Origin of the sequence: uncultured Exiguobacterium sp. (genome assembly GCF_964277885.1) — a bacterium.
Taxonomy (GTDB): Bacteria; Bacillota; Bacilli; order Exiguobacteriales; family Exiguobacteriaceae; genus Exiguobacterium_A.
Genome location: NZ_CAXYJR010000006.1, coordinates 51,253 through 74,583, shown reverse-complemented (window position 1 = coordinate 74,583; position 23,331 = coordinate 51,253). Strand labels below are relative to the sequence as shown.

Genomic DNA, 23,331 nt, shown 5'->3' with positions numbered 1-23,331 from the left:
TGTCAGATAATTTCTGTTTTTATCCTATCACTTTCCTAATTTGCATCGTGTTACAGTTATTTGACACGAAACCTTTATCGTAATACTTTTGTAACAAAACAAAACGACAGGCTGTGGAATGACGTAATACCGCCATTTCCACTTCTCTGTCGCTTTTACTGTTTATCTATTTTTTCAAGAATCCATTGACTTCTTTTTACGGAAGCGTGCTAGGAATTCATAGACGATTGGCACGATGAGGAGTGTCAACAACGTCGAACTCGTAAGTCCTCCGATGACTGTCACACCTAATCCCTTCGAAATCAACGCGCCTCCTTCGAGTCCGAGCGCAAGTGGTGCCAAGGCACCAATCGTTGCGAGCGCCGTCATCAAGATTGGACGAAGTCGTGTTCCAGCAGCATCGAGTAATGCTTCACGCGTCGATAATCCTTCTGTTTCCTTATGAATGACGCGGTCAATCAAGACGATCGCATTCGTTACGACGATCCCGATCAACATCAAGGCGCCAATCAAGGACGATACAGAAATCGTCTCTCCTGTAATCAACAGGGCGACGAGTCCACCGATGATCGCAAACGGTAACGAGAAGAGAATGACGAGTGGCGTCAAGGCTCCACCGAACGTAATGACAAGAACCAAGTAAACGATCGCTACAGCTGCTGCCATCGCTAATCCGAGTTGTGTGAAGGACTCTTGAATCTGCTCGGTGACTCCCCCTTGCTCATACGAGACACCCGTTGGACGGTCGATTTTCTTCACTGATTTTTCAATTGCTTGTGAAGCTTCCGTCGCTTTATCCGTTTTCAGTTCTGCTGTCACGGTAGCGACGAGCTTGCCATCTCGTTCGTTGAGCGAGTCCGGAGTCGTTCCCTTTTTCACGGTCACGAAGTCAGACAGTTTACGAACACCGAGCGGCGTCACGACATCGGTCCGTTCCAAATCTCGGATCGAATCATATGTCGTCTGTTCGTTCGGTACGATGACATCAAGTTCTTTCCCTTCTACTTTTATAGTAGAAAGTGGTTTTTCCTCTCCTTGCACATTCGCGATACCTTGCGCGAGCTGTGCTGTCGAAACACCGAATTCAGCGGCTTTTTTCTGATCCACTTCGAACGTATATTGCGTATAGGCTTCTTTTAAATCCGTCGTTACTTTACGAACGTATTTCGATTCGCCTTCGATCGCTTTGACGAATGTCGGCGTGACTTTTTCTAAATCCTCGATGTTATTCGCGAAGATCGAATATGAGACGCCTGACGAAGCTGCACCACCGCTAAAGTCTTGTTCTTTCCATTCACCTGTCGGAATATCGGCATTCAATTGTTTGATTGCCGCTTGTTTGACGTCAGCAAAATCTTCTGTGTCCGGATCATACTGGACGATGAAGACACCTTGTTTGGTGTTACCCGGATTCAATGGGTTTTCTCCACCCACTGTAAATTGGAGATTATCGATGTTCTTTTGTGTGTTGAAATAATTCTCCGCTTGATCAGCTGCTTTTAATGAATCATCAAGCGTTTGACCTGGTTTTGGATTGTACGTGACATACAGTGTTTTTTCTCCTTCTTGATTTAAGAAGTTGACACCGATTGTTGGTACGAGCGCAAAACTACCAATCAACAGTAAGACGGCGAGTCCAAAGACAACGAGTTTATGGTTGAGAGACCAATTCAGCACACGACGATAACCGTGCGCAAGCTTACCGCCCTCTTCTTTTTCTGGCTTTGGTGCCTTACCACGTTTAAAGAGTGAGTCTGCAAACATCGGTACGACCGTTACCGCAACAATCAATGATGCAAACAGTGCGAAAACGACGGTCAAAGCGAACGGTAAGAAGAGTTCACCGACAAATCCTGTAACGAATCCGAGTGGTAAGAAGACAGCAATCGTAACGACTGTCGACGAAGCAATCGGGATGAAGACTTCGCGAGTCGCACTAATGATCAAGTCTTTCCCTTTTAACTTCTCCGTCGGGTCCGTTAAACGACGATAAATATTTTCGATGACGACGATTGAATCATCAACGACACGACCGATTGCGACCGTCATTGCTCCAAGTGTCATGATATTCAGTGAAATATCCATTTGTTTTAGGACTAGAATCGCCATTAACAACGATAGTGGAATCGAAATGACGGCGATGATCGTCGACTTGATGTTACGTAGGAACAACAGAATGATGACAATCGCGAAGAGTGCCCCGATCAATGCCTTACTGATCATCGTCGAGACCGAGTCCTCGATCGGTTTCCCTTGGTCGAGCGTCACGGACGCCTTGACTGTTCCATTTTCTTTTTCAAAGTCTTTAATCGTCTGCTTGACAGCATTGACGACATCGACGGTGTTTGCATCTTGCGACTTCGTCACTTGTACACCAATAGATCGTTCTCCATTCGAGCGGGAGATTGATTCTTCAATTCCTTTATCTTCAATCGTCGCGACTTGTGATAACGTGACGGTCGGTATTTGTGTTGGTGCCGCTTGTGTTGTTTGACCTGACACAGCACCTGTCGATGGTGTAGTTTGGGATGTTGCAGTTGCAGTTGCAGTTGCTGGTGCTTGTCCTGCTTGTCCTGCTTGTCCTGCTTGTCCTGCTTCCGAATTATTCGCTGCTGGTGGCGTATAAGGAAGGCGGAGATCTTTTAATTCCTTGACCGTCGTTGCTTTTCCATCTAGTACGATGGCTTGTTCCTTATCCCCTAACTCGTACAAACCAAGTGCTAAACGTGAATCGTTGGCTTGAATCAGCTGTTTCGCCTTTTCTTCCGTTAGACCGTAACGTTCGAGTTTTTTCTCATCGAAGCGAATCTCAATCCGGCGAATCTCTTGCCCTGCGACTTGAACCGTCTGAGCACCTTCGATTCCTTCAAGTTTCGGTTGGAGTTCATTTTCAACAAGTTTTGTTAACTCAGACAGAGAGCGTTCCTTGTCAGAGACGGCGAATCCGATGACCGGAAAAGCATCAAAGGAAATCCGTGAGACTTGTGGATCCTGAACACCTTCTGGTAACTCTACGTTTGAAAGAGCTTCTTTTACCTTTTGCTCTGCTTCTTCCATATCCGTACTGAAGTTATAGTCGATTTGTAAGTTCGATGCATTTTGGAAAGAGGTCGAACGCACGGTATCAACACCTGGTAAATTTTCGACCTTACTTTCAAGTTCTCGACTGACTTCGTCTAGCACTTGCTCTGGTGTAGCGCCTGGATAAATCGTCGTCACGGACACGGTCGGTGTCGTGATGTCTGGCAACGTCTCAAGTTTCATCGATGTTCCCGCATAGATACCGGCAACTGTGATGATGATCGTCATAAGCCAAAGGGCGAACTTATTGTTCACCGAAAACTGGATGATCTTTTTCATCGTGTGGTTCTCCCTCACTCTTCAATTTGTTTGTCTAATCGTCGGGCACGTTCCATTAATTGTTGAATCAATCGCTGTCGCACATCTTGAGACGGTGCACCAAACTGAAAATGCTCGGACAACTTCAAACCGTCTAACGTAAAGCGGATTGACAAGACTTCAACCGGATCCATCTTTTCTGTCAGTTGGCGGAAGAACTGTTCGGCTTGTCGTTTTCGCTCCTCGACGAACGTCGTGTGGTCCTTCAACAAGGATAATAAGTAAAGAAGCGCATCCATATCGAGATGAAACTCCTCTTGCTGTTGGATTTGCAACGTCACGAACGCTTCCATCGGTCCCATCGTCAACTGAAGTTGTTCATATAATTCAAATTGACGTGCTTCTTGCGCCACGATGACGCCCATTAGCAACGCTTCCTTCGAAGCGAAATGATACAATAGTCCACCTTTTGAGACATTTGCTTGTTTCGCCACTTCCTCGAGCGTCAATTGGGTAAATCCTTGTTGCAAAATGATCGTCGTCGTTGCTTCAAGAATCCGGCGACGTGTTTCTTGAGCTTTTACACTGGCCAAAAGTCTCCCCCTTTTCTTTTTACTGTACCGTCTGGACGGTTTCTTTTTACAGTGTACGAATTTTGATTTCGAGATGCAATCGCTTTGCTTATGTTTCACGTGAAACTTTCGTGAACATAAAACACCGCTTGCGTACCTCGTTGTACGCAAACGGTATTTCAGAAATTATTCTTCTGCTCCACGCGCACTCTCTCGCAGCGCTGCTTGCATCGTTTCAAAAAGATGATGCTCCCGTAGTACTTGTATCCCACGATCTGTCGGTCCACCAGGAGCCGCGACATCAGCAATAAGACGCTCCGTGCTTTCACTAGATCGCATGAGAATCTCTGCTGAACCTTTCATCGCTTGTGCGACGATCCGTCGTGCATTTTCTTCTTCAAAACCGGCGTCCGTCAAGACGGGTAACATGCCAGCTACGATTTCATAAAAGAATGCAGGACTACATCCAGCTGCCGCCATGAACGCCGGCATCGTTGTTTCATTTGCCTCCGCGATTTCTCCGACACGTTCAAATAATGCCTCGACTACACTTCGGATCTCTTCATTCACATATGAGCCGAACCATAGTCCAGTCATTCCTAATTGATGCGCGACCGGTGTATTCGGCATAGCAGCCACAGTCGGACGTTCTGTTAACTGTTCAATTTCGTTCGGTGTAATGTGAGCCGCAATCGAAACGATCGTTTGGTGCGTCCATTGTTGGTTTGCTACGTAGTCAAGTACACCATCGGGTTGCATACCAAGCATGACGACATCATATAAGGAGACATCTTCTTGTTCGACCGTCTGAACGCCGTGTCGTGCCGCGACTTCCGTCAGGCGTGCTCCTCCACTCCGATTTGTCATCGTGATGTCCTCTCGTCCAAATCCAGAAGCAACCCATCCCTGAACGAGTGCCTCACTCATCGCACCCGCTCCTACTACTAATAGTTTCATCGTCTATCCTTCCTTTCCCTCAAAAAAAAGACCAGTCATGACTGGTCTTATGCGGGTCCATTATACACGAACAGCTAAATCTTCGACAGCGACGACACGAAGACCCTTTTCGTCAAGTTTCTTCACGATCTTTTTCTTCGTCTTTTCATCACAATCCGTCGGTAACGTAATTAACACGCGACGCATGACACTACTTTTCGCATCGAGGGTCATCAGACTCGCGACCGTTGAATATTTGTTGACGATCTTCGAAATCTTCTCGAGTGCCCCTTTTTGTTCGCTTAAGGCTACCGTCAGAACGTAACTTCCCGAATCACGATTCCACGCTTCCTCAAGCATTCCAAGCATCTTTCCGTGCGGTAGGATACCGAAGAAATGACCGTCGTCATTTAAGACCGCGATATACGGTAATTCCTTAATCGAGAAGAAGACTTCAAAGAAATTACTTCCTGTATAGATGTATTTGGATGTATTCTTAATCAGCGACATGACGTTATCGTCTAAACTGCCACCATTCATTCCATGACGATAAATGTGCATTTTATAGATATTCCCTTTGAAGTCCTGTCCTGTCTGATCAAGAACCGGGACACAACGGTATCCGGTTTTTTCAAGTGTGTCGAGCGCTTCACGGATTGTCGCAGTTTCGGAAATCGTGACACATTGGTGCTTCGGGATACATAAACTTTGAACGAGCATAATAAAATCCTCCTCTTTTACCTAATTACGCAGACTTAATCATATCATTCGATTTTCATGCGCCATATCCTCTTTTCCCACTTCTGATGCGCTTTTATTCTTACAATCGCAAGACATTCGCTTGCAATCACAACCTAATCCAATCTAATTCAATCAAGTACACGCTTATTCTTCCATTGTCAGACAATTTATTAAATCAACAATCACCTTCATATTAAGATTTATTAAGATTTCGTAAAGACGCTTCATAAATGTATTCTTTTACAATACCGTCTGCTACAATCGAACTCGTGAAGTTACTTCACTATTCTATTCTTGTTCTTAATATGGAGGCAGAAGAAATGTTTAGTAAAAAACAAGATCCATTCGCAGTGAAATTATCCGAAATCGCAGGACACTTAAAAACGACTTCGCAATTCTTCGTTGACTTTAAAATCAACGGCATCGCGGATGTAAAAGAATTTGCACATAAAGTAAAAGACTTCGAGACAGCTGGGGACGATTTGATGCATCAGTTGATCATCGACTTGAACAACGCGTTCATCACGCCAATCGATCGCGAAGATTTACTCGCACTCGCTAACGCACTCGATGACGTCTTAGACGGCTTTGAAGAATGCTCCGCTATTTTCGAAATCTACAACATCGTTCAAGCAGACGAGCACATGATCAAGTTCGTTGATGAAATCAACATCGCTGTCTCAGAACTCGCGACGGCAATGGATCTTCTTGTTGCACGTAAATTGCAACCGATGCGTGAACACGTCATCAAAATCAAAGAACAAGAGACGATTTGTGACAACCTACGCCGTAAATCGATCAAAGCATTGTTCGCAACAGAAACAGATCCAATTAAAATCATCCAATACAAAGAAATCTATGAATCGCTCGAATCAATCGCGGACTACTGCCAAGACGCAGCTAACGTCATTGAAACGATCATCATGAAAAACGCTTAAGTGAGGAGCTAACGAGATGGATAGCCTGTTTATCATCACCGCCATAATCGTGATTCTCGCACTTAGCTTCGACTTCATCAACGGTTTCCACGATACAGCGAACTCAATCGCGACTGCTGTATCGACTCGTGCTTTGAAACCACGCCATGCCATCATTTTGGCTGCATCGATGAACTTCCTAGGTGCAATCACATTCACTGGAGTCGCAAAAACGATCTCTGGTGACATCGTTGACCCGTCAACACTTGAACACGGGAGCTATGTCGTCATCGCTGCCTTGATTTCAGCCATTGCTTGGAATCTTTTGACGTGGTACTTCGGTATTCCGTCAAGTTCGTCGCATACACTGATTGGTTCGATTGCCGGTGCAGCTGTTGCCTCAGTTGGGTTCGGTGGCATCGAAGCAAAAGGGTTCTTGAAAATCGTTGAAGCTTTGCTGATTTCACCAGTACTCGCCTTCACACTCGGTTTTATCGTATATGCAATCTTTAAAATCATCTTCAAAAAAGGAAATTTGGCGAAAACGAATCGTCGCTTCCGCCACGTCCAAATCGCAACTGCTGCACTACAATCGTACACACACGGTACGAATGATGCGCAAAAAGCGATGGGGATCATCACACTCGCTTTGATTTCGTCTGGTTTCCAAACGGATCACGAAGTTGCCACTTGGGTTAAACTTTCTTGTGCGATCGCGATGGGTCTCGGAACATCTGTCGGTGGATGGCGCATCATTAAAACTGTCGGTGGTCAAATCATGAAAATCCGTCCAGTTAATGGTGTAGCAGCTGACTTAACATCAGCAGCAATCATCTTCGGAGCAACGGCGATTCATCTTCCTGTTTCGACGACACACGTCATCTCATCTGCCATCTTAGGTGTAGGTACATCACACCGTAAGAAAGGTGTCAAATGGGGCACAGCGCAACGCATGCTTATCACATGGGTCATCACATTGCCGATTTCAATGGCTTTAGCTGCTATGATCTACTACATTCTCGACTTCTTATTCATTAAATAAATACAAATAAGTACAAATAAGTACAAATAATTACGTACCCCGCCTATTCAAGATAGGTGGGGTTTTGTCTACACTAGAAGCGTCGACAGTTGTTGTTTTTCCCATAATTCGCTATGATGAAGAACAAGAAGGATTGTCTATTTCTTTAGGAGGAATGCCCCATGACAAAACGTAAAGCCTTAACGATTGCTGGTTCCGACACGAGTGGTGGAGCTGGCATTCAAGCTGATTTAAAGACGTTCCAAGAACTTGGCGTCTACGGAATGAATGCCTTGACGGTCATCGTCGCACAAGATCCTGATCACTCTTGGCACCATGCGGTTTACCCAATCGACACAGAACTCGTCCGGACACAAATCCACACGGTCCTTGGAGGTATTGGTGTTGACGCGATGAAGACGGGAATGCTCCCGACTGTCGAAATCATTGAAGCCGTTGCCGAAAAAATCAAATCATCCGGCGTCCAAAACGTCGTCATCGATCCTGTCATGGTCTGTAAAGGCGAGGACGAGGTGCTGAACCCTGATACAGCGAACGCACTCCGTGATGTCTTGACACCACTTGCGACGGTCGTCACACCGAACGTCTTTGAGGCAGGTCAATTATCGGGTCTTGGTAAAACGCCAGCAACGATCGACGAAATGAAACTTGCAGCAGCGCGGATTCACGAAAAAGGTGCGCAATACGTTCTTGTCAAAGGTGGCAGCAAGATTGACCATCCACAAGCAGTTGACGTGCTTTATGACGGAAAAGAGTTTATCCTGATTGAGGACGAACGAATCGAGACACCGTACACGCACGGTGCCGGCTGCACGTATTCTGCAGCAATCACGGCCGAACTCGCAAAAGGTGCATCGGTAGAAGCTGCTGTCCGTACAGCAAAATCTTTCATCACTTCCGCGATTCGTCATTCATTCCGTTTGAATGAATACGTCGGACCAACTGATCACGCTGCACATCGTACAGTCCAGTCTTGATCCGCTTAAGAAGTCCGCGATATCCGCGGACTTCTTTCTGTATAGGAGAGGAGAAAAGTTTATGCAAGCCATTGATTTACAAGAAATACAGCGTTATATCGACGCACATGCGAATACACCGTTATATGTACACGTCGAGACGACGAACGGTGCCTACGCGACGCACCAAGATCCAACTTTCCATAGCGCAGGAATGTTTTTCCGCAATGCGGAAATCACTTACGAACGCGGTCTAATCACAGGGAACGGTCCTTACCGGATTGGTCTGAAACTCGCACACGGCTGGTTATACGGTGAAGGATTGACTGACTTCGAATTTGCTGGCGATCAATTGTTGATTGCCGGTCACGATATCGAAGGACGTCTTGCGATTGCTTTTGAACTTAGCCCGACACCATTCGCTCAAGGTGCAGAGGAGGTAGACGCATGACACACGAAGATCATTTACTCGTCGTCTTCCCTCACCCGGATGACGAAGCTTTCAGTTCTGCTGGAACGATCATCGAACACGCTGAAAACCGCGGTCCTGTCACGTACGCTTGTCTGACACTTGGTGAGATGGGACGTAACATGGGACGTCCTGTTTTTACAAACCGGGAACAGCTCGCAACGATTCGTAAACGCGAGTTGATCGATGCTGCTGCAAAAATGAAGATTTCAGATCTCCAAATGTGGGGACTTCGCGATAAGACCGTTGAATTCGAGGATGAGGCAGCACTCGCTGACCGTATTCTTGCCTTAATTCAACAGACACGACCAACTCGTTTGATTTCGTTCTATCCGGGTTACGCGGTCCATCCCGATCATGAAGCGACAGCTCGCGCCGTCGTGCGTGCCCTCCGGATGATGGATCCTGCTGATCGCCCAGAGTTCCTTGCGGTCGCTTTCGCGAACAATACAAAAGAAGAGCTCGGGGAAGGAACATTCATTCATGATGTCAGTGCCTATACGGATCAAAAGATCAAAGCACTCGAAGCACACGCTTCGCAAACTGGTGGTTTGATGAAGGTTATCTCGGAAGACTCGAACATCCGTGACCTGCTCGTCAAAGAACGCTATTATCACTATCCGCTGTAATCTTCTATTAAGAGATGCCGATCGTCCGAACGACGATCAGCATCTCTTTTTTTGGTCTTCATTAGAAAACGTCGACTTTTCTGACGGCTTCTGCTAGTGTGAATAGTTGAGACTATGTCTCCGGAGTTCGTAACCTCCTCCGTTACAAAAACTAGGAATGGAAGTGTACATTATGAAAAACGAACGTGCTCTTGTCGTCTTTAGTGGCGGTCAAGACTCAACGACTTGTTTGTTTCAGGCACTGAAACAATACGAAGAAGTCGAAGTCGTGACGTTTAATTATGGACAACGTCATGCGCAAGAACTCGAAGTCGCACGCGACATCGCCTCTGAGCTCGGTGTCAAACACCATGAGCTTGATCTCTCTCTTCTCAGTCAACTGACGAGTAACGCCTTGACTGACCACAGCCAAACCATTACGACGAACGAAGATGGTCTTCCTTCTACTTTTGTAGATGGACGAAATCATCTGTTTCTTTCGTTCGCAGCCGTCCTTGCGAAAGGACGCGGAATCGGTCATATCGTCACTGGCGTATGTGAAACGGACTTTTCCGGTTACCCGGACTGCCGTGATGCCTTCATCAAGTCGCTCAACGTGACATTGAACCTTGCGATGGACTATCCATTCGTACTTCACACGCCACTCATGTGGCTCGACAAAAAAGAGACGTGGGCGCTTGCCGATTCGCTCGGTGCGTTTGATTTCGTTCGAAATCGCACGTTGACGTGTTACAACGGCGTCATTGGAGATGGTTGCGGTGAATGCCCAGCCTGTGAATTACGGAAAAATGGATTAGATGCATACATCAAGGAGGTTCAACACACATGACATTCAATTACGAAGCACCTGAAACGGTCGAGCGCCCGACTGGCGACTCGCTTATCTATACGAAATCTCGCGTCATGATCGTAAAAAAACTGACGTTTGACGCAGCGCACCACCTATATGATTATGATGGAAAATGCCGCGCCCTTCACGGTCATACGTACCATGTCGATATGGGAATCAGTGGTTTTCTAGATCACCGCGGTATGACCCTCGATTTTGGTGACCTTAAAAAAATCTTCAAAACACATCTCGAACCACTATTGGATCACCGCTACCTGAATGAATCGTTACCATACATGAATACGACAGCTGAAAACATGGCGGCTTGGATTTTTGAGACACTCGGACAACATCTTCCGGACGAACGTGGACTTCGTGTCGAATTCGTCAAACTCTACGAGACACCGACTGCTTTTGCCGAAGTCCGTCGTGAGTGGATGAACGAAGCATGAGTGCCTTAACGAAAACACCAAAAATTCCGGTTCTCGAGATTTTCGGACCAACGTTTCAAGGAGAAGGACGATCAATCGGTCAAAAGACGATGTTCGTCCGGACCGGTGGCTGCGACTACTCCTGTTCGTGGTGTGACTCCGCCTTTACATGGGATGGTTCTGAAAAACCCGAACTCTTGACGGCAGAGACGATCATGGAACGTCTTGATGCGCTCGGCTCTTACGGACATGTCACGATTTCCGGTGGGAACCCATTACTTCACGCTTCGATCGGTACACTGGTTGAGGCATTAAAAGAACGAAACATCACGATGTCGGTTGAGACACAAGGTTCTTACTGGCAAAATTGGTTACTCGATATCGATGACGTCACACTCAGTCCTAAACCACCTTCAAGTGGGATGAAGATTGATTTTGATCGCTTGGATGTCTTTTTCAAACGATTGCCGGAACAACAACGTGCCGTCAAAATCGTCATCTTTGATGAGGCGGATCTCGACTTCGCGGCAATGATTTCTGAGCGCTATGCTTTAAAAACACTCTATCTATCACTCGGAAATCCCGATCCGCACGAAGAAGGAACGATTGCTCCACGTATGCTACATGATTTAAAAACACTATGGGAACGCGTTGCCGGTGATGAACGTTTTAATCACGCGCGTGTCCTACCACAATTACATGCCCTCGTTTTCGCGAACGACCGTGGCGTCTAAGGAGAATTGATTCATGCGACCTGAAGACTTAAACGACTTATCGTTACTCGGCCAAAAAGCCGTACCTTATATTTTTGAATATCAACCTGAAGTTCTTGAAGCGTTCCCGAACCGTCACCCGGAAAATGACTACTTCGTGAAATTCAATGCACCAGAGTTCACAAGTCTTTGTCCGATCACGAATCAACCGGATTTCGCGACAATCTATATCTCGTACATCCCGGACGAAAAACTCGTCGAATCGAAGTCACTTAAATTATATCTGTTCAGTTTCCGCAATCACGGTGATTTCCACGAGAACTGCATCAACGTCATCGGGAAGGATCTCGTGAAATTGATGGAACCTCGTTACCTCGAAGTCTGGGGGAAATTCACGCCACGCGGTGGAATCTCAATTGATCCGTACTACAATTATGGGAAGCCTGGTACAAAATATGAACGGATGGCAGAACACCGTCTATTCAATCACGATCTCTATCCTGAGACTGTCGATAATCGTTAAACGCTCAAAGAGGAACAGTGGACTTTTCCACCGTTCCTCTTTTCTCATTTTCATTCAACTGGATGGGATGTCGACCAAAGTCGTACGATCGTGCTGACGGATGACTTCAGATGGCCAAATATGCTGTAATAAATGATCCGAAGGAACATGTAAGGCACGCGCCAGTCGCTCAATCATTGAAAAAGACGGATGCGCAATGCTGTTTTCGATACGTTGAATCATCTCGGGTGTCGTTTCGGTCAATTCAGCCAGTGTATGCTGATCGAATTGTTGACGTTCTCGTAATGTACGAATCCGCTGACCATACTGTCCGATCGGTTGAATCACTTCTTTCATCCGCCAAACATCCTTTCTTTTTTGAAACCAGACAACGTTCACTGTAGTCTTATTCCCACTTTTTTTAAATTTGAATACCTTTCCGAACCACCATTTTTCTGTCGAAATTTAATTTCAAATATTTTTCTTGTAAAACACTAGCTTTTTAAAAAGTTATCGCTTACAATTCTATATGCAAACGGTTGCATTAATCGCTTACATTATTGCACTGTTCTTACACACATATTAGAGAAAAAAAGATACAAAAAGGAGTGAATGATCTTGAAAAATGCTATTTCGTTCGATTTTTGGCAAAAACTTGGTAAAGCGTTGATGGTCGTCATCGCCGTCATGCCTGCCGCAGGTATCATGATTTCAGTCGGTAAATTGATCGGCATGTATGGTGGCGACATCGTGTTGATGCAAACGATTGCCCGGATCGTTGAAGATTTAGGTTGGGCCATCATTACGAATCTCCACGTCCTATTCGCTGTCGCGATTGGTGGATCGTGGGCAAAAGAGCGTGCTGGCGGTGCCTTCGCTGCTTTACTTGCTTTCATTCTGATCAACCGTGTCACCGGAGCTATCTTCGGTGTTAACGCCGCAATGGTCACGGATCCGAAAGCAACTGTCAATTCATTGCTTGGTTCTGAGCTCATCGTAAAAGATTATTTCACTTCGGTACTCGGTGCACCCGCACTGAACATGGGGGTCTTCGTCGGAATCATCTCCGGTTTCCTAGGTGCTGTTCTTTTTAATAAATTTTATAACTTTAGCAAATTACCGGATGCGCTTGCCTTCTTCAACGGAAAGCGTTTCGTCCCATTCGTCGTCATCGGCGGATCGGTCGTTGCAGCATTCGTATTGTCACTCGTTTGGCCGTTCGTCCAAGGATTGTTGAATGACTTTGGACGCTGGATCGCTTCTTCACGTGATTCCGCACCAATCGTCGCACCATTCGTTTACGGGACACTTGAGCGTCTATTGCTTCCGTTTGGTCTGCATCATATGTTGACTGTACCAATGAACTATACGGAACTCGGTGGAACGTACAAAATCTTGACAGGTGCTGCCCAAGGGTCAACAGTTGCAGGACAGGATCCACTTTGGCTTGCTTGGATCACTGACCTTGTCAACTTGAAACAAGCCGGTAACACACAAGGATACAATGACTTAATCAACAGTGTCGTTCCTGCCCGCTTCAAAGAAGGACAAGTCGTCACGTCGCTTGCTTCATTGATCGGTGTCGCTGTCGCGATGTATATGTCAGTCGATGAAGATAAGAAAAAAGCATACAAGCCGGTCTTCTTATCTGCTGGACTCGCCGTCTTCTTAACAGGTGTCACAGAGCCGATCGAATTCATGTTCATGTTCATCGCTCCTGTTCTTTATATCATCTACGCTGTATTGACAGGTGTGGCTTTCGCACTTGCTGATATCATGCATCTTCGGATTCATGCGTTCGGTGCGATTGAACTTCTGACACGAATCCCATTGATTGCAAAAGCCGGATTGATTGGTGACTTAATTCGTTTCATCGGTGTGTGTGTCTTCTTCTTCTTCTTGAACTTCTTTACATTCCGTTTCGTCATCAAGAAATTCAACTATGCGACACCAGGTCGTAACGGGAACTATCTGGACGATATCAACGTATCGACTACTGAAGCTTCAGGTGAGGCTGCTGCGACATCCGCTCCTGCTGATGGTTCACAAGCTTCACAAATCATTGATTTACTTGGTGGACAGCAGAACATCGAGGACGTCGATGCCTGCATGACACGTCTCCGTGTTACCGTCAAAGATCCAGCGCTTGTCGCAAAAGAAGCAGACTGGAAAGCAAACGGTGCACTCGGTCTGATCCTTAAGAACAATGGCGTGCAAGCCATCTACGGTCCAAAAGCTGATATCTTAAAATCAGATATCCAAGACCGGATCGGCGCATAAACCTGCGAGATTAGGGAACTACCTAAAGGTGAAGCTCTTTCATGAGAGTTTCACCTTTCTTATTTGAAAAATCAGGAGGACCACTCATGCGTCTACTCACATTGAACTGTCATTCGTGGCAAGAAGAACAGCCACTCGAAAAATTAAACCAGATCGTACTACAGATCCTCGCTCAAGATTATGATGTCATCGCGTTGCAGGAAGTTAGTCAATTGATGGATACACCAGTCGTCCATGATGATGTGCGCAATGATAATTTTGCCTATTTGATCCAGCAAGCTTTAAAGGAACAAGGTCACACCTACTCTCTCGTTTGGGATTTCGCCCATATCGGATACGATAAGTACGAAGAAGGACTCGCCTTGTTGACGAAACACCCGATTTTAAAGTCGGACAGTTATTATGTCAGTCGTAGCCAGGATACATTCGATTGGAAATCACGGAAAATCGTTCGTGCCACGATTCAAGTCGACGGAACACCGATCACGTTCAATACCTGTCACCTCGGTTGGTGGGCAGACGAAGTAGAACCGTTCCAGGAACAGTTCAACCACTTGATGGCTCGGATGGACCCACTCGAATGGACGTTTTTCCTCGGTGACTTCAACAACGATGCCTTAGAACGAAATACAGGATACGACTATATGATGCAGCGGGGATTACACGATGTCTTTCTGCTCGCTAAGGAAACGGTCGGAATCGAGACGATCGATGGCAACATCGATGGATGGGAAGACAATCAACAAGGACTACGGATCGATCTCGTCTTATCGAATCGAAAGATTGATGTCGAGCGCGTCGGTGTCGTCTTCGACGGGATTCACGGACCAATCGTTTCTGATCACTATGGGGTTGAGGTCGATATTCAAATTCAAAAAAATGAAAATTGATTGTTGACAACGCTTTCTTTTCTCCTTTATGATGAAATCAAATTAATAGTGCGGATTGTGACAGTACGGCTGGCAAGACCGAAATGACGCCTCGTTAGGAGAGGTGTCGTTCGGTCTTGCCTTTTTTTGTCTCATATCGCACGTTTCATGAAAAAAGGAGGACCTTCCCGATGGATTATCAACAAACTGCTAAACGTGTACTTGAACTGGTCGGTGGACGTGAAAACATCATCACTGCGGCTCATTGTGCGACGCGCTTACGCCTTGTCTTGCATGACGAATCCAAGGTCGATCAAACGGCACTTGAAGATTTGGATGGTGTCAGCGGTGCCTTCTCAAGCTCTGGTCAATATCAGATCATCTTCGGAACGGGTACCGTCAATAAGGTATTCACCGCGTTTGCACCACTCGCTGGTGTAAAGGTCGATGGAGAAGAGCCACTCGACGTTAAAAAAGCCGCCTCTCAAAAATTAAATCCGTTCGCCCGTCTTGCTCGTTCCCTTTCGAACGTCTTCGTGCCACTCATTCCAGCCATCGTCGCTGCTGGTCTCTTGATGGGGCTACTCGGCATGATCAAAGCATTCGGTTGGGTTCAAGGTGATTCGCCAATCGTTCAGCTACTCGATATGTTCTCATCTTCAGCCTTCATCATCTTACCGATTTTGATCGGCTTCTCGGCTGCTCGTGAATTCGGTGCGAATCCGTATCTCGGTGCCGTCATCGGGGGGATCATGACACACCCATCCCTCTTGAATCCATGGACGCTTGGTAACAGTGATCCGGAAGTCATGAAATTCCTCGGAATGAACATCGAATTGATTGGTTACCAAGGAACGGTCTTCCCGGTTCTCTTAACTGTCTGGGTCATGGCAAAGATTGAACAACAAGTCCGGAAACGGACACCTGAAACGCTCGACTTACTTGTCACACCGTTTGTCACGGTCCTTGTCACTGGTTTCCTTGCGTTGATCGTCATCGGTCCGATCGGAACGTTGCTCGGGAAAGGCATCTCATTCGTACTCGTCTTCTTCTACGAACAATTCTCGGTCGTCGCTGGTCTCCTCTTTGGTGGACTGTACTCGACGATTGTCATCACAGGGATGCATCACAGTTTTCATGCAATCGAAGCAGGATTACTTGCCGATAAAAGTATCGGAAAGAACTTCCTTTTACCAATCTGGTCGATGGCGAACGTCGCTCAAGGTGGTGCCGGACTTGCGGTCTACTTCTTGACGAAAAACGTCAAACTCAAAGCACTTGCCTTACCGTCCGCGTTTTCAGCCTTTCTCGGTATCACAGAACCCGTCATCTACGGCGTCAACTTACGTCTTGGAAAACCATTCATCGGCGGTGCCATTGGTGGTGCAATCGGTGGAGGTTATGTCGTCTTGACACAAGTCGCAGCGAACGCTTACGGACTGACTGGAATCCCGATGATCGCAATCGTCGCGCCACTTGGTGCAACGAACTTGATCAACTACCTCGTTGGATTCGCGATCGCGGTCGTCACTGCTTTCGTCTCAACCGTCGTCCTGATGCGTCTGGATGCACGCAAACAAAAAGAAACGGACGTTGCTGCTTAATCCTTCATGCGACCAAACCGGGTCCACTGACTCGGTGGTCGCATTTGTCGGTTCGCAAAGCATCTACGTTCGCTTTATAATGAAGAAAAGACCGGAAAGGAGGACGTCAGGCTGATTATTCATAAGATCCTCAACAACAATGCCGTTGTCGTTAAAGAAAACGGTCAAGAACGGATCGTCATGGGTCCCGGCATCGCCTTTGGAAAAAAGAAGAAAGATCCGATCCAAGCGACGAAGATTGAAAAAATGTTCATTCCTTCGTTTGAAAACGCGGAACAGTTTAAAGAGATTCTGACGACAACACCGCTTGAAATCATCGACTTATCCGAACGTATCATCTCGCATGCGGAAGGTGAGCTTCAGACGCCGTTTCATGACTATATTCATGTCAGTCTGACGGACCACCTCGCTCATGCCGTACGGCTAGCGCGCGAACAACTCGTCGTGCATAATCGACTAGCAGAAGAAATTCGCCTTTTATATGGACCAGAGTATGCAATCGGAGAATGGGCGGTTCTTGAAATCGAACGCGCGTTACAGGTCACGCTACCGAAAGAAGAAGCGGCGAACATCGCGCTTCATTTATACAATGCACGACAGACTCATCCAAACATGGCAACCGCTCTGCAAACGGTCACGTTACTCAATGAACTGCGGGAACAGATTGAAGTCTTTTTTGGACAAACGATCGAAACATCATCGATGACGTATTATCGTTTCTTCACACATATGAAGTTGGTCCTTGCCCGGATTGAACAAGGAGAGACGTTACACGACATGGATGACGTGATTCTATCGGCTGTCAAAACCCGTTATGCTGATGCTTATGCTTGTGCGAATCAGATGGGAGACTGGCTGACGGTTGAACTCGATACGCGTGTGCCCGAATCAGAAATCGGCTATATGGCTTTACACATTGAACGGATTCGTCCCGACCTTGAAAGGAGTTCTACGTATGAAAATCTTTAGTTTAGGGGAAGCACTGATCGATTTAATTCCTCTTGATGCCGAGAACATGACATTTCAAAAAAATCCAGGAGGTGCTCCTGCCAACGTCTCCGTCGGACTCGCTCGATTAGGTGCAGACAGTTATTTTCTTGGATCCGTCGGTGATGATTCGATGGGGCATTTCCTGAAGGATACATTACATCACTATGGCGTCCGTACGGATTACCTCGTCCATGATTCGACACAAAAGACGGGTCTCGTCCTCGTCACGAATGGGAAGGATGGCGAGCGGTCGTTTGAGTTCATCAACGCGGAACGAGCGGATATGAATTTTCACGAAACACATGTACCCGAAGATTTCACGTCCGTCGATTTATTACACGTCGGTTCGATCTCTTTGATTACCGGCGAAGCCGTAAATGCGACACGAAAAGCCATCGCTCATGCAAAAGCACACCAAGTGCCTATCTCCTATGATCCGAACTTACGTGAATCATTATGGCCGAATCTCGACGAAGCACGGACGACAATCCGATCCGTCCTACCGGATGCACAAATCGTCAAGCTGGCCGAGGAAGAATTGACGTTTTTAACAGGACAAACGGATCTTGATGACGGGGCTGCCGAATTGTTAGCTGAATATCCAATCCGCCTTCTCGCGATCACGCGTGGAAATGAAGGTTCGATTCTTTATACGGATCGCGCGATGGCTATCATCGATGCGATTACGGTTGACGCGATTGATACGACTGGAGCCGGGGATGCCTTCATGTCCGGGTTACTCTATCAGTGTGCCTTACGTGATTTTGCGTTTGATTGGTCGGAAGATGAACTTCGCGACATTGGACGATTCGCAGCAATCTCGGGTGGGCTTGCTGCTTCCGTCAAAGGTGCGATGGCTGCTTTACCAACACTTGATGAAGTCACACATCGCTTGAATTAAGATCGTTTCTATGAATAAAGGAGAGGAGGTGTGCAGACATCTCCTCTCCTTTGTGTTAGATGAACGACTCCACCCATGACCTGATACGATTTACAGATTCGCAATGAATTGTTTGATTTCGTCTAACGACTCGTTCTGTTGTTCTTTCGGCGTTAGTGGACTCGTATGATCTCCTTTTTGTCGACCGTACATACCGAAGTTCGCATGATTTCCTTGTTTGATTTCATGGAATACCGCATCTTTTCGAACGTCCTGCTTACTTTTTTCGATATTAGCGACTGGTAAGACACCATCTCGTCCACCGTAGATCGTTAGTGATGGCACATCAATCGAATCAATCGGATAGGACGCCAGGAAAACGATTCCTTTGATTTTCGGATGTTGATCGACGATCGTCGAAGCTGCGCTTCCACCGAGCGAATGCCCGATCAGATACCATTTTTTGACCTGCGGATATTCCTCGATGATATCGAGTCCTTCGTTTGAGTCAAGCAACGCAATCCGAAACGGTAGCTTTGGGATAACGACGAAGTGCCCATCTTTCGCTAGTTGATTGCCGTAATAACTGTAGGCAGCAGCATCGACTTTTGCCCCCTGATAGAAGATGAACCCGATATCGCTCGTCTTCTTTCCAAATGTCAGTTCACGTGGTGTGTCTGTCTCCACGTAAGACGTCGCTTGCGTAGAAGCATCATAGTCGAACTGTGCCCAAATCATGAAGGTAAATACAAGCAATGCTAGCAACGCAACAATTGTTCCAATGATTCGTTTACTCCATTTTTTCATCTCATTTCCTCCTAATTATCGGTATACCTTTTATTATGTGTTAAATCACATATGAAAACAAATATTAGAATTTTCAGTCATTGTAAGCTTCCCTATCTCTTTTTCATGAATTGGTTTAAGATGAAACCAATATTGCTTTTTTGAAAGGAGATTAACGTTTTGCCGCGTACCCTTGTGTCTACGATTCAATGGTTTTTATTCATCATCTGTACCAACATTGCCCCGCCCCTCGCCATCGCAGCATCGTTTGAACTCTCGGGTGCCGAGACACTTTCCTTCTTATCTCGTTGTTTATTCGTATTCGCCATCTTAAGTCTATTCCAAGTCCTGCTCGGACATCGATTGCCGATCATGGAAGGTCCTGCTGGAATTTGGTGGGGTGTATTCGCTCTCTATTCATCGATTGGTGTCACGTTATACGGTAGCTATTCGAACACGTTACAGTCACTTGGCTTCTTACTTCTCCTCAGCGGCATCATCTGCATCGTCTTGACGATGACGGGTGTCTTACGGCGCTTAGTCCCGCTCTTCACACCGCAAGTCATCGGAGTCTACATGCTGTTGCTGTCGGCACAGCTGTCGGGATCCGTCATGAAAGGATTACTCAATATCGAAGATGGACGGATTCAAGTATTACCTGCCGTCATCTCGATTTTGACCGTCTTGATCTCGCTTTATTTAGAGCGGAGCGATCGCTTACGTCAGTATGCTTTATTGATCACGCTACTCGTCGGTTGGAGCATGTTTGCGCTGATCGGTCGTGCAGAGATGCCAAACTTTGATGGCCCGCTGTTTACTTTACCGAGTCTGTTACCGTTCGGCGGTATTCATGTCGATTGGAGTCTATTACCGACAGCTCTCATCATCTCGTTACTCTTGATGACGAACGTCTTAGCGAACATTAAAGTCATCGAACGGATCATCAGTGCGAAGCGCGGAGAACCCGTCAAAGGACAAGTCGGGACGGCTGGTATCACAGCTGGTATCGGACAGCTCTTCGCCGGTCTATTCGGTACGGTGGGTCCTGTCGCGATTTCCGGAACGGCTGGATTCATCGCCTCAACGGATAATACGGATCGAAAAGCGTTCGTCTATGCAAACATCACTTGTCTCTTCCTCAGTATCGTGACACCGTTCGTCGGATTGATCGCTAAAATTCCCGTCGCCGTCGGTTATGCGATGGTCGCTCCAATCGTTGCCGGGATGGCAATCATCGGCGTCACGGAAGCAGCTCGCGATTTGAATCGTCAAACGGCGATGATCACAGTCGGTCTTCCGGTTCTCGTCGGTATCGGTGCATTGTTACTACCAAAAGGAGTAACGGCCGATTTACCACCACTCGTGACGACACTAATGTCGAACGGACTCGTTCTTGGAACGTTAGTCGCTTTGCTCGCAGAAGGGTTACGTCATATCCGAACAAATGACTAATTTGTTATTTTTAACATTATCTGTTATATTGAAATGGTAATTTAAAAAGGAGGTAAATGATGAAAAAAGTAGCGAAAATCATCGGGGTTCCACTCGTTTTATCTATTTCCTTCTCATTCGTGAGCCCTCATCAAACAGAAGCATTAAATGGTAATGAACCATCTTATTTTTACTATACTCCTGCAGGAAAGCCTGTCTATAAATCTACTAGTTATGGTTCTTGGATAGCGCAACCTGGCGCAATGCGCGGTCCAATAAAAATGGAAGTAAGTACTAAAACCAAAACGAACTGGAGCGTCACAGGTACAGGGGGAATTTCTCGCGGAACCATCGATGGCAATCTAGAGTTATTCTTCGGAAAAGAAAAAACAGTAACGACTACTGCTTCGCGTTCAATTCCAAAAGGAAAAAAAGGAACCTTTAAGAAGCGTTCTGTTTACAAGCATTACACGCAAAAATATGATCAATGGTTTACTACAGACGGTCATCGTAGTAAAACAGGTAAAACAAAGACGATTAAAATCAAAAGAAAATCAGATATAGAAAGTAAAATTAGCGTCACTAAATAATCAAACGATCCTGTTATTTTTTCTTCGAGATAACTCTAGTCATATGTCTAGGGTTATTTTTTATTAAAAAATCCCCTTAACAGCAAGCAATTGTGTAGTTCACACTGCATCGTGTTAAAGGGACTATGAAGTTCTCTTTGAAATCGATCCTCTAATATCTTAGGACTTTTTTTTAACGTATACCTTTCATTAGAACTTGCAATTTTTTCGAGAATGCAAGTAATAATAATCCGAAAAAGACAGCGACTAGACCAGTAATACCAAAATACATCACTTCTGTATTTCGATCGTAAAACTTAACAATTTGTGCGTTAACGGCTTGTCCTGTAGCATTCGTCATGAACCATAAACTCATCGTTTGTGCCGAAAAAGCTGCTGGTGCCAGTTTAGTCGTAGCTGATAATCCAACCGGAGAAAGAAGAAGTTCACCAATGACGACTAAAAGGAAGCTGAATACTAACCAAAGCGGGCTAACTAAACCTTCTGTACCGAATAATAGCCCGGGAATCATCATGACGATAAAGGATAACCCAGCGAACATTAAGCCTAATGAAAATTTTTGAAGTGTCGTAGGTTGCCGATCGCCTAACTTAATCCAGATACTCGCAAAGACAGGAGCTAAGGCAATGATGAACAACGGATTCACCGATTGGAAAAGTGCAGGACTGAATTCAAATCCTAAAAAACTTAGCTCGGTGCGCTGATCAGCAAATTTTGATAAGACATACGTTCCTTGCTCTTGGATAGCCCAAAAAATAACAGCTGCTAAGAACAACGGAATATAGGCATAGACTCTCGATCGTTCATCAGACGTAATTTTTGGACTTCGTATCATGAAATAGAAGTAAAAAATCGGAATAACAATCCCGAGAATCGTCACTACAAATGAGAAGGAGTTAATGGTTAACCATCCGATTGTCGCAGCAATCCATCCGATAATAATGATACCGACTATAGAAACCGAAGCTGTTTTGTAAAAACGTGTTCGTTCTTCTTTAGACATCGGATTTAAAACATACTGACCAGCTTGACCAAGATTTTTTTTCTTAGTAAGCACAAATACAACTAATCCTAAAAACATCCCTACAGCAGCTACAGCAAATCCGGCATGAAAACCAGCTTGCAGACGTACACCATCTACAACGATCGGAGATAAAAATGCTCCTGCATTGATTCCTGTATAGAAGATACTAAACCCAGCATCTCTTCGACTGTCTGTCTTACTATATAGATCTCCCACGATATTTGAAACGTTTGGTTTCAATAAACCCGTTCCAATGACGATGAGTCCCATTGAAAAGAATAATGCTGTAGCACCTGCTGGTAGAGACAACACGATGTGACCCGTCATGATGAGGACACCACCATAAAAGACAGTGCGTGATGTACCGAGTAATCGGTCTGCGATCCATCCTCCGATTACACCGGACATGTAGACAAGTGATCCGTAAATAGCCATGATTGAAGAAGCTAACTTTTCATCAATTCCAAGACCACCATCTTTTACAGAGTAGTACATATAATAAATGAGGATGGCACGCATGCCATAGTAGGAGAAACGCTCCCAAAACTCGGTGAAGAAGAGGGTGAATAACCCTTTCGGATTCCCAAAGAATCCTTTTTGCGGAACGGTCTTATAGACCTGATCGCGATCAAACTCTGCCATATGATCGGCTCCTTTCATCTGCCCTGAATAAGTGCATAATCCATCATCTTTTCCCGCTTTCCCCAAACGATAAGCGTGACGAAACAGATAGGATACGAATACACTGTTTTGCCTGAATTGTCTCACTTCTTTTTTTGTATATGAGACAGCACTTTACCA

Annotated in this window: 23 protein-coding genes; 16 read left to right on the top strand and 7 right to left on the bottom strand. The window is 45.8% G+C overall.

What is annotated here, in order from left to right; all coding sequences use genetic code 11:
- Window positions 1-174: 174 nt before the first annotated feature.
- From ACHWTJ_RS13445 to cbpA, 4 genes are all read right to left on the bottom strand, one after another.
- Window positions 175-3,360: an efflux RND transporter permease subunit gene (locus ACHWTJ_RS13445; RefSeq protein WP_394679863.1), complete on the bottom strand. Its 3,186-nt coding sequence runs from the start codon at window positions 3,358-3,360 to the stop codon at window positions 175-177.
- A gap of 14 nt (window positions 3,361-3,374) precedes the next feature.
- Window positions 3,375-3,932: a TetR/AcrR family transcriptional regulator gene (locus ACHWTJ_RS13440; RefSeq protein WP_394679862.1), complete on the bottom strand. Its 558-nt coding sequence runs from the start codon at window positions 3,930-3,932 to the stop codon at window positions 3,375-3,377.
- 165 nt (window positions 3,933-4,097) lie between these two features.
- The gene (locus ACHWTJ_RS13435) at window positions 4,098-4,868 is read right to left on the bottom strand and encodes a pyrroline-5-carboxylate reductase (RefSeq protein ID WP_294740037.1); all 771 of its coding nucleotides are present in this window, start codon (window positions 4,866-4,868) and stop codon (window positions 4,098-4,100) included.
- Window positions 4,869-4,928: 60 nt separating this feature from the next.
- Window positions 4,929-5,567, bottom strand: a complete 639-nt coding sequence (gene cbpA / locus ACHWTJ_RS13430; protein ID WP_053452092.1) for a cyclic di-AMP binding protein CbpA — start codon at window positions 5,565-5,567, stop codon at window positions 4,929-4,931.
- A 341-nt stretch (window positions 5,568-5,908) separates the two neighbouring features.
- On the opposite strand from cbpA, the gene ACHWTJ_RS13425 reads away from it, so the two are divergent.
- The 9 genes from ACHWTJ_RS13425 to queF all read left to right on the top strand — a co-directional run bounded on the left by ACHWTJ_RS13425 (window position 5,909) and on the right by queF (window position 12,097).
- Window positions 5,909-6,526 (top strand): DUF47 domain-containing protein, encoded by a 618-nt coding sequence (locus tag ACHWTJ_RS13425; RefSeq protein ID WP_195866010.1) that lies wholly within the window; start codon window positions 5,909-5,911, stop codon window positions 6,524-6,526.
- A 16-nt stretch (window positions 6,527-6,542) separates the two neighbouring features.
- Entirely contained in the window at window positions 6,543-7,547 is a 1,005-nt protein-coding gene (locus ACHWTJ_RS13420) for an inorganic phosphate transporter (protein WP_294740039.1), read from the top strand.
- A gap of 161 nt (window positions 7,548-7,708) precedes the next feature.
- Entirely contained in the window at window positions 7,709-8,524 is an 816-nt protein-coding gene (pdxK, locus tag ACHWTJ_RS13415; RefSeq protein ID WP_023469720.1) for a pyridoxine/pyridoxal/pyridoxamine kinase, read from the top strand.
- 61 nt (window positions 8,525-8,585) lie between these two features.
- Entirely contained in the window at window positions 8,586-8,954 is a 369-nt protein-coding gene (locus ACHWTJ_RS13410) for a YojF family protein (RefSeq protein ID WP_294740042.1), read from the top strand.
- Entirely contained in the window at window positions 8,951-9,601 is a 651-nt protein-coding gene (gene bshB2, locus ACHWTJ_RS13405) for a bacillithiol biosynthesis deacetylase BshB2 (protein WP_023469722.1), read from the top strand. The genes ACHWTJ_RS13410 and bshB2 overlap by 4 nt, the downstream gene beginning before the upstream one ends.
- 172 nt (window positions 9,602-9,773) lie before the next feature.
- Complete coding sequence (gene queC, locus ACHWTJ_RS13400; protein ID WP_394679861.1) at window positions 9,774-10,430, top strand: 7-cyano-7-deazaguanine synthase QueC; 657 nt, start codon at window positions 9,774-9,776, stop codon at window positions 10,428-10,430.
- Window positions 10,427-10,882, top strand: a complete 456-nt coding sequence (gene queD / locus ACHWTJ_RS13395) for a 6-carboxytetrahydropterin synthase QueD (protein WP_023469724.1) — start codon at window positions 10,427-10,429, stop codon at window positions 10,880-10,882. The genes queC and queD overlap by 4 nt, the downstream gene beginning before the upstream one ends.
- Entirely contained in the window at window positions 10,879-11,595 is a 717-nt protein-coding gene (queE, locus tag ACHWTJ_RS13390; protein WP_394679860.1) for a 7-carboxy-7-deazaguanine synthase QueE, read from the top strand. Before queD ends, queE begins: the two co-directional genes overlap by 4 nt.
- Before the next feature lie 13 nt (window positions 11,596-11,608).
- Window positions 11,609-12,097, top strand: coding sequence for a preQ(1) synthase (gene queF / locus ACHWTJ_RS13385; protein ID WP_035412002.1), 489 nt, complete (start codon window positions 11,609-11,611; stop codon window positions 12,095-12,097).
- A gap of 54 nt (window positions 12,098-12,151) precedes the next feature.
- On the opposite strand, the gene ACHWTJ_RS13380 is transcribed toward queF, so the two are convergent.
- Window positions 12,152-12,433, bottom strand: coding sequence for a helix-turn-helix domain-containing protein (locus tag ACHWTJ_RS13380; RefSeq protein ID WP_394679859.1), 282 nt, complete (start codon window positions 12,431-12,433; stop codon window positions 12,152-12,154).
- A gap of 312 nt (window positions 12,434-12,745) precedes the next feature.
- Here ACHWTJ_RS13380 and ACHWTJ_RS13375 point away from each other — a divergent pair, with 312 nt between their 5' ends.
- From ACHWTJ_RS13375 to ACHWTJ_RS13355, 5 genes are all read left to right on the top strand, one after another.
- The gene (locus tag ACHWTJ_RS13375) at window positions 12,746-14,356 is read left to right on the top strand and encodes a PTS transporter subunit IIBC (protein ID WP_394679881.1); all 1,611 of its coding nucleotides are present in this window, start codon (window positions 12,746-12,748) and stop codon (window positions 14,354-14,356) included.
- Window positions 14,357-14,442: 86 nt separating this feature from the next.
- Entirely contained in the window at window positions 14,443-15,246 is an 804-nt protein-coding gene (locus ACHWTJ_RS13370; RefSeq protein WP_394679858.1) for an endonuclease/exonuclease/phosphatase family protein, read from the top strand.
- A 170-nt stretch (window positions 15,247-15,416) separates the two neighbouring features.
- On the top strand, window positions 15,417-16,829 hold the full coding sequence (locus ACHWTJ_RS13365) for a sucrose-specific PTS transporter subunit IIBC (RefSeq protein WP_394679857.1): 1,413 nt from the start codon (window positions 15,417-15,419) through the stop codon (window positions 16,827-16,829).
- 111 nt (window positions 16,830-16,940) lie between these two features.
- Window positions 16,941-17,798 (top strand): PRD domain-containing protein, encoded by an 858-nt coding sequence (locus ACHWTJ_RS13360; RefSeq protein WP_294748185.1) that lies wholly within the window; start codon window positions 16,941-16,943, stop codon window positions 17,796-17,798.
- Complete coding sequence (locus ACHWTJ_RS13355) at window positions 17,785-18,720, top strand: carbohydrate kinase (protein WP_294740058.1); 936 nt, start codon at window positions 17,785-17,787, stop codon at window positions 18,718-18,720. Before ACHWTJ_RS13360 ends, ACHWTJ_RS13355 begins: the two co-directional genes overlap by 14 nt.
- A gap of 90 nt (window positions 18,721-18,810) precedes the next feature.
- On the opposite strand, the gene ACHWTJ_RS13350 is transcribed toward ACHWTJ_RS13355, so the two are convergent.
- A complete protein-coding gene (locus tag ACHWTJ_RS13350) occupies window positions 18,811-19,506 on the bottom strand; it encodes an alpha/beta hydrolase (protein WP_394679856.1) in 696 nt (231 codons plus the stop codon).
- 159 nt (window positions 19,507-19,665) lie between these two features.
- Here ACHWTJ_RS13350 and ACHWTJ_RS13345 point away from each other — a divergent pair, with 159 nt between their 5' ends.
- Together ACHWTJ_RS13345 and ACHWTJ_RS13340 are read left to right on the top strand one after the other, a co-directional pair.
- Window positions 19,666-20,937: a purine/pyrimidine permease gene (locus ACHWTJ_RS13345; RefSeq protein WP_294751932.1), complete on the top strand. Its 1,272-nt coding sequence runs from the start codon at window positions 19,666-19,668 to the stop codon at window positions 20,935-20,937.
- A gap of 59 nt (window positions 20,938-20,996) precedes the next feature.
- Complete coding sequence (locus ACHWTJ_RS13340) at window positions 20,997-21,506, top strand: hypothetical protein (protein ID WP_294740063.1); 510 nt, start codon at window positions 20,997-20,999, stop codon at window positions 21,504-21,506.
- 172 nt (window positions 21,507-21,678) lie between these two features.
- Here ACHWTJ_RS13340 and ACHWTJ_RS13335 read toward each other — a convergent pair whose 3' ends face one another.
- Window positions 21,679-23,172, bottom strand: a complete 1,494-nt coding sequence (locus ACHWTJ_RS13335; protein WP_294740064.1) for a peptide MFS transporter — start codon at window positions 23,170-23,172, stop codon at window positions 21,679-21,681.
- Window positions 23,173-23,331: the final 159 nt, after the last annotated feature.

What these genes read in the sequence shown, in the direction of transcription:
- pdxK (WP_023469720.1), top strand. Translation starts at nt 7,709, where the DNA reads ATGACAAAACGTAAAGCCTTAACGATTGCTGGTTCCGACACGAGTGGT.
- ACHWTJ_RS13375 (WP_394679881.1), top strand. Translation starts at nt 12,746, where the DNA reads ATGGTCGTCATCGCCGTCATGCCTGCCGCAGGTATCATGATTTCAGTC.
- queD (WP_023469724.1), top strand. Translation starts at nt 10,427, where the DNA reads ATGACATTCAATTACGAAGCACCTGAAACGGTCGAGCGCCCGACTGGC.
- ACHWTJ_RS13420 (WP_294740039.1), top strand. Translation starts at nt 6,543, where the DNA reads ATGGATAGCCTGTTTATCATCACCGCCATAATCGTGATTCTCGCACTT.
- ACHWTJ_RS13370 (WP_394679858.1), top strand. Translation starts at nt 14,443, where the DNA reads ATGCGTCTACTCACATTGAACTGTCATTCGTGGCAAGAAGAACAGCCA.
- ACHWTJ_RS13410 (WP_294740042.1), top strand. Translation starts at nt 8,586, where the DNA reads ATGCAAGCCATTGATTTACAAGAAATACAGCGTTATATCGACGCACAT.
- queC (WP_394679861.1), top strand. Translation starts at nt 9,774, where the DNA reads ATGAAAAACGAACGTGCTCTTGTCGTCTTTAGTGGCGGTCAAGACTCA.
- ACHWTJ_RS13350 (WP_394679856.1), bottom strand. Translation starts at nt 19,506, where the DNA reads ATGAAAAAATGGAGTAAACGAATCATTGGAACAATTGTTGCGTTGCTA.
- ACHWTJ_RS13335 (WP_294740064.1), bottom strand. Translation starts at nt 23,172, where the DNA reads ATGGCAGAGTTTGATCGCGATCAGGTCTATAAGACCGTTCCGCAAAAA.
- ACHWTJ_RS13445 (WP_394679863.1), bottom strand. Translation starts at nt 3,360, where the DNA reads ATGAAAAAGATCATCCAGTTTTCGGTGAACAATAAGTTCGCCCTTTGG.
- bshB2 (WP_023469722.1), top strand. Translation starts at nt 8,951, where the DNA reads ATGACACACGAAGATCATTTACTCGTCGTCTTCCCTCACCCGGATGAC.
- ACHWTJ_RS13355 (WP_294740058.1), top strand. Translation starts at nt 17,785, where the DNA reads ATGAAAATCTTTAGTTTAGGGGAAGCACTGATCGATTTAATTCCTCTT.
- ACHWTJ_RS13435 (WP_294740037.1), bottom strand. Translation starts at nt 4,868, where the DNA reads ATGAAACTATTAGTAGTAGGAGCGGGTGCGATGAGTGAGGCACTCGTT.
- queE (WP_394679860.1), top strand. Translation starts at nt 10,879, where the DNA reads ATGAGTGCCTTAACGAAAACACCAAAAATTCCGGTTCTCGAGATTTTC.
- queF (WP_035412002.1), top strand. Translation starts at nt 11,609, where the DNA reads ATGCGACCTGAAGACTTAAACGACTTATCGTTACTCGGCCAAAAAGCC.
- ACHWTJ_RS13365 (WP_394679857.1), top strand. Translation starts at nt 15,417, where the DNA reads ATGGATTATCAACAAACTGCTAAACGTGTACTTGAACTGGTCGGTGGA.
- ACHWTJ_RS13340 (WP_294740063.1), top strand. Translation starts at nt 20,997, where the DNA reads ATGAAAAAAGTAGCGAAAATCATCGGGGTTCCACTCGTTTTATCTATT.
- ACHWTJ_RS13380 (WP_394679859.1), bottom strand. Translation starts at nt 12,433, where the DNA reads ATGAAAGAAGTGATTCAACCGATCGGACAGTATGGTCAGCGGATTCGT.
- cbpA (WP_053452092.1), bottom strand. Translation starts at nt 5,567, where the DNA reads ATGCTCGTTCAAAGTTTATGTATCCCGAAGCACCAATGTGTCACGATT.
- ACHWTJ_RS13425 (WP_195866010.1), top strand. Translation starts at nt 5,909, where the DNA reads ATGTTTAGTAAAAAACAAGATCCATTCGCAGTGAAATTATCCGAAATC.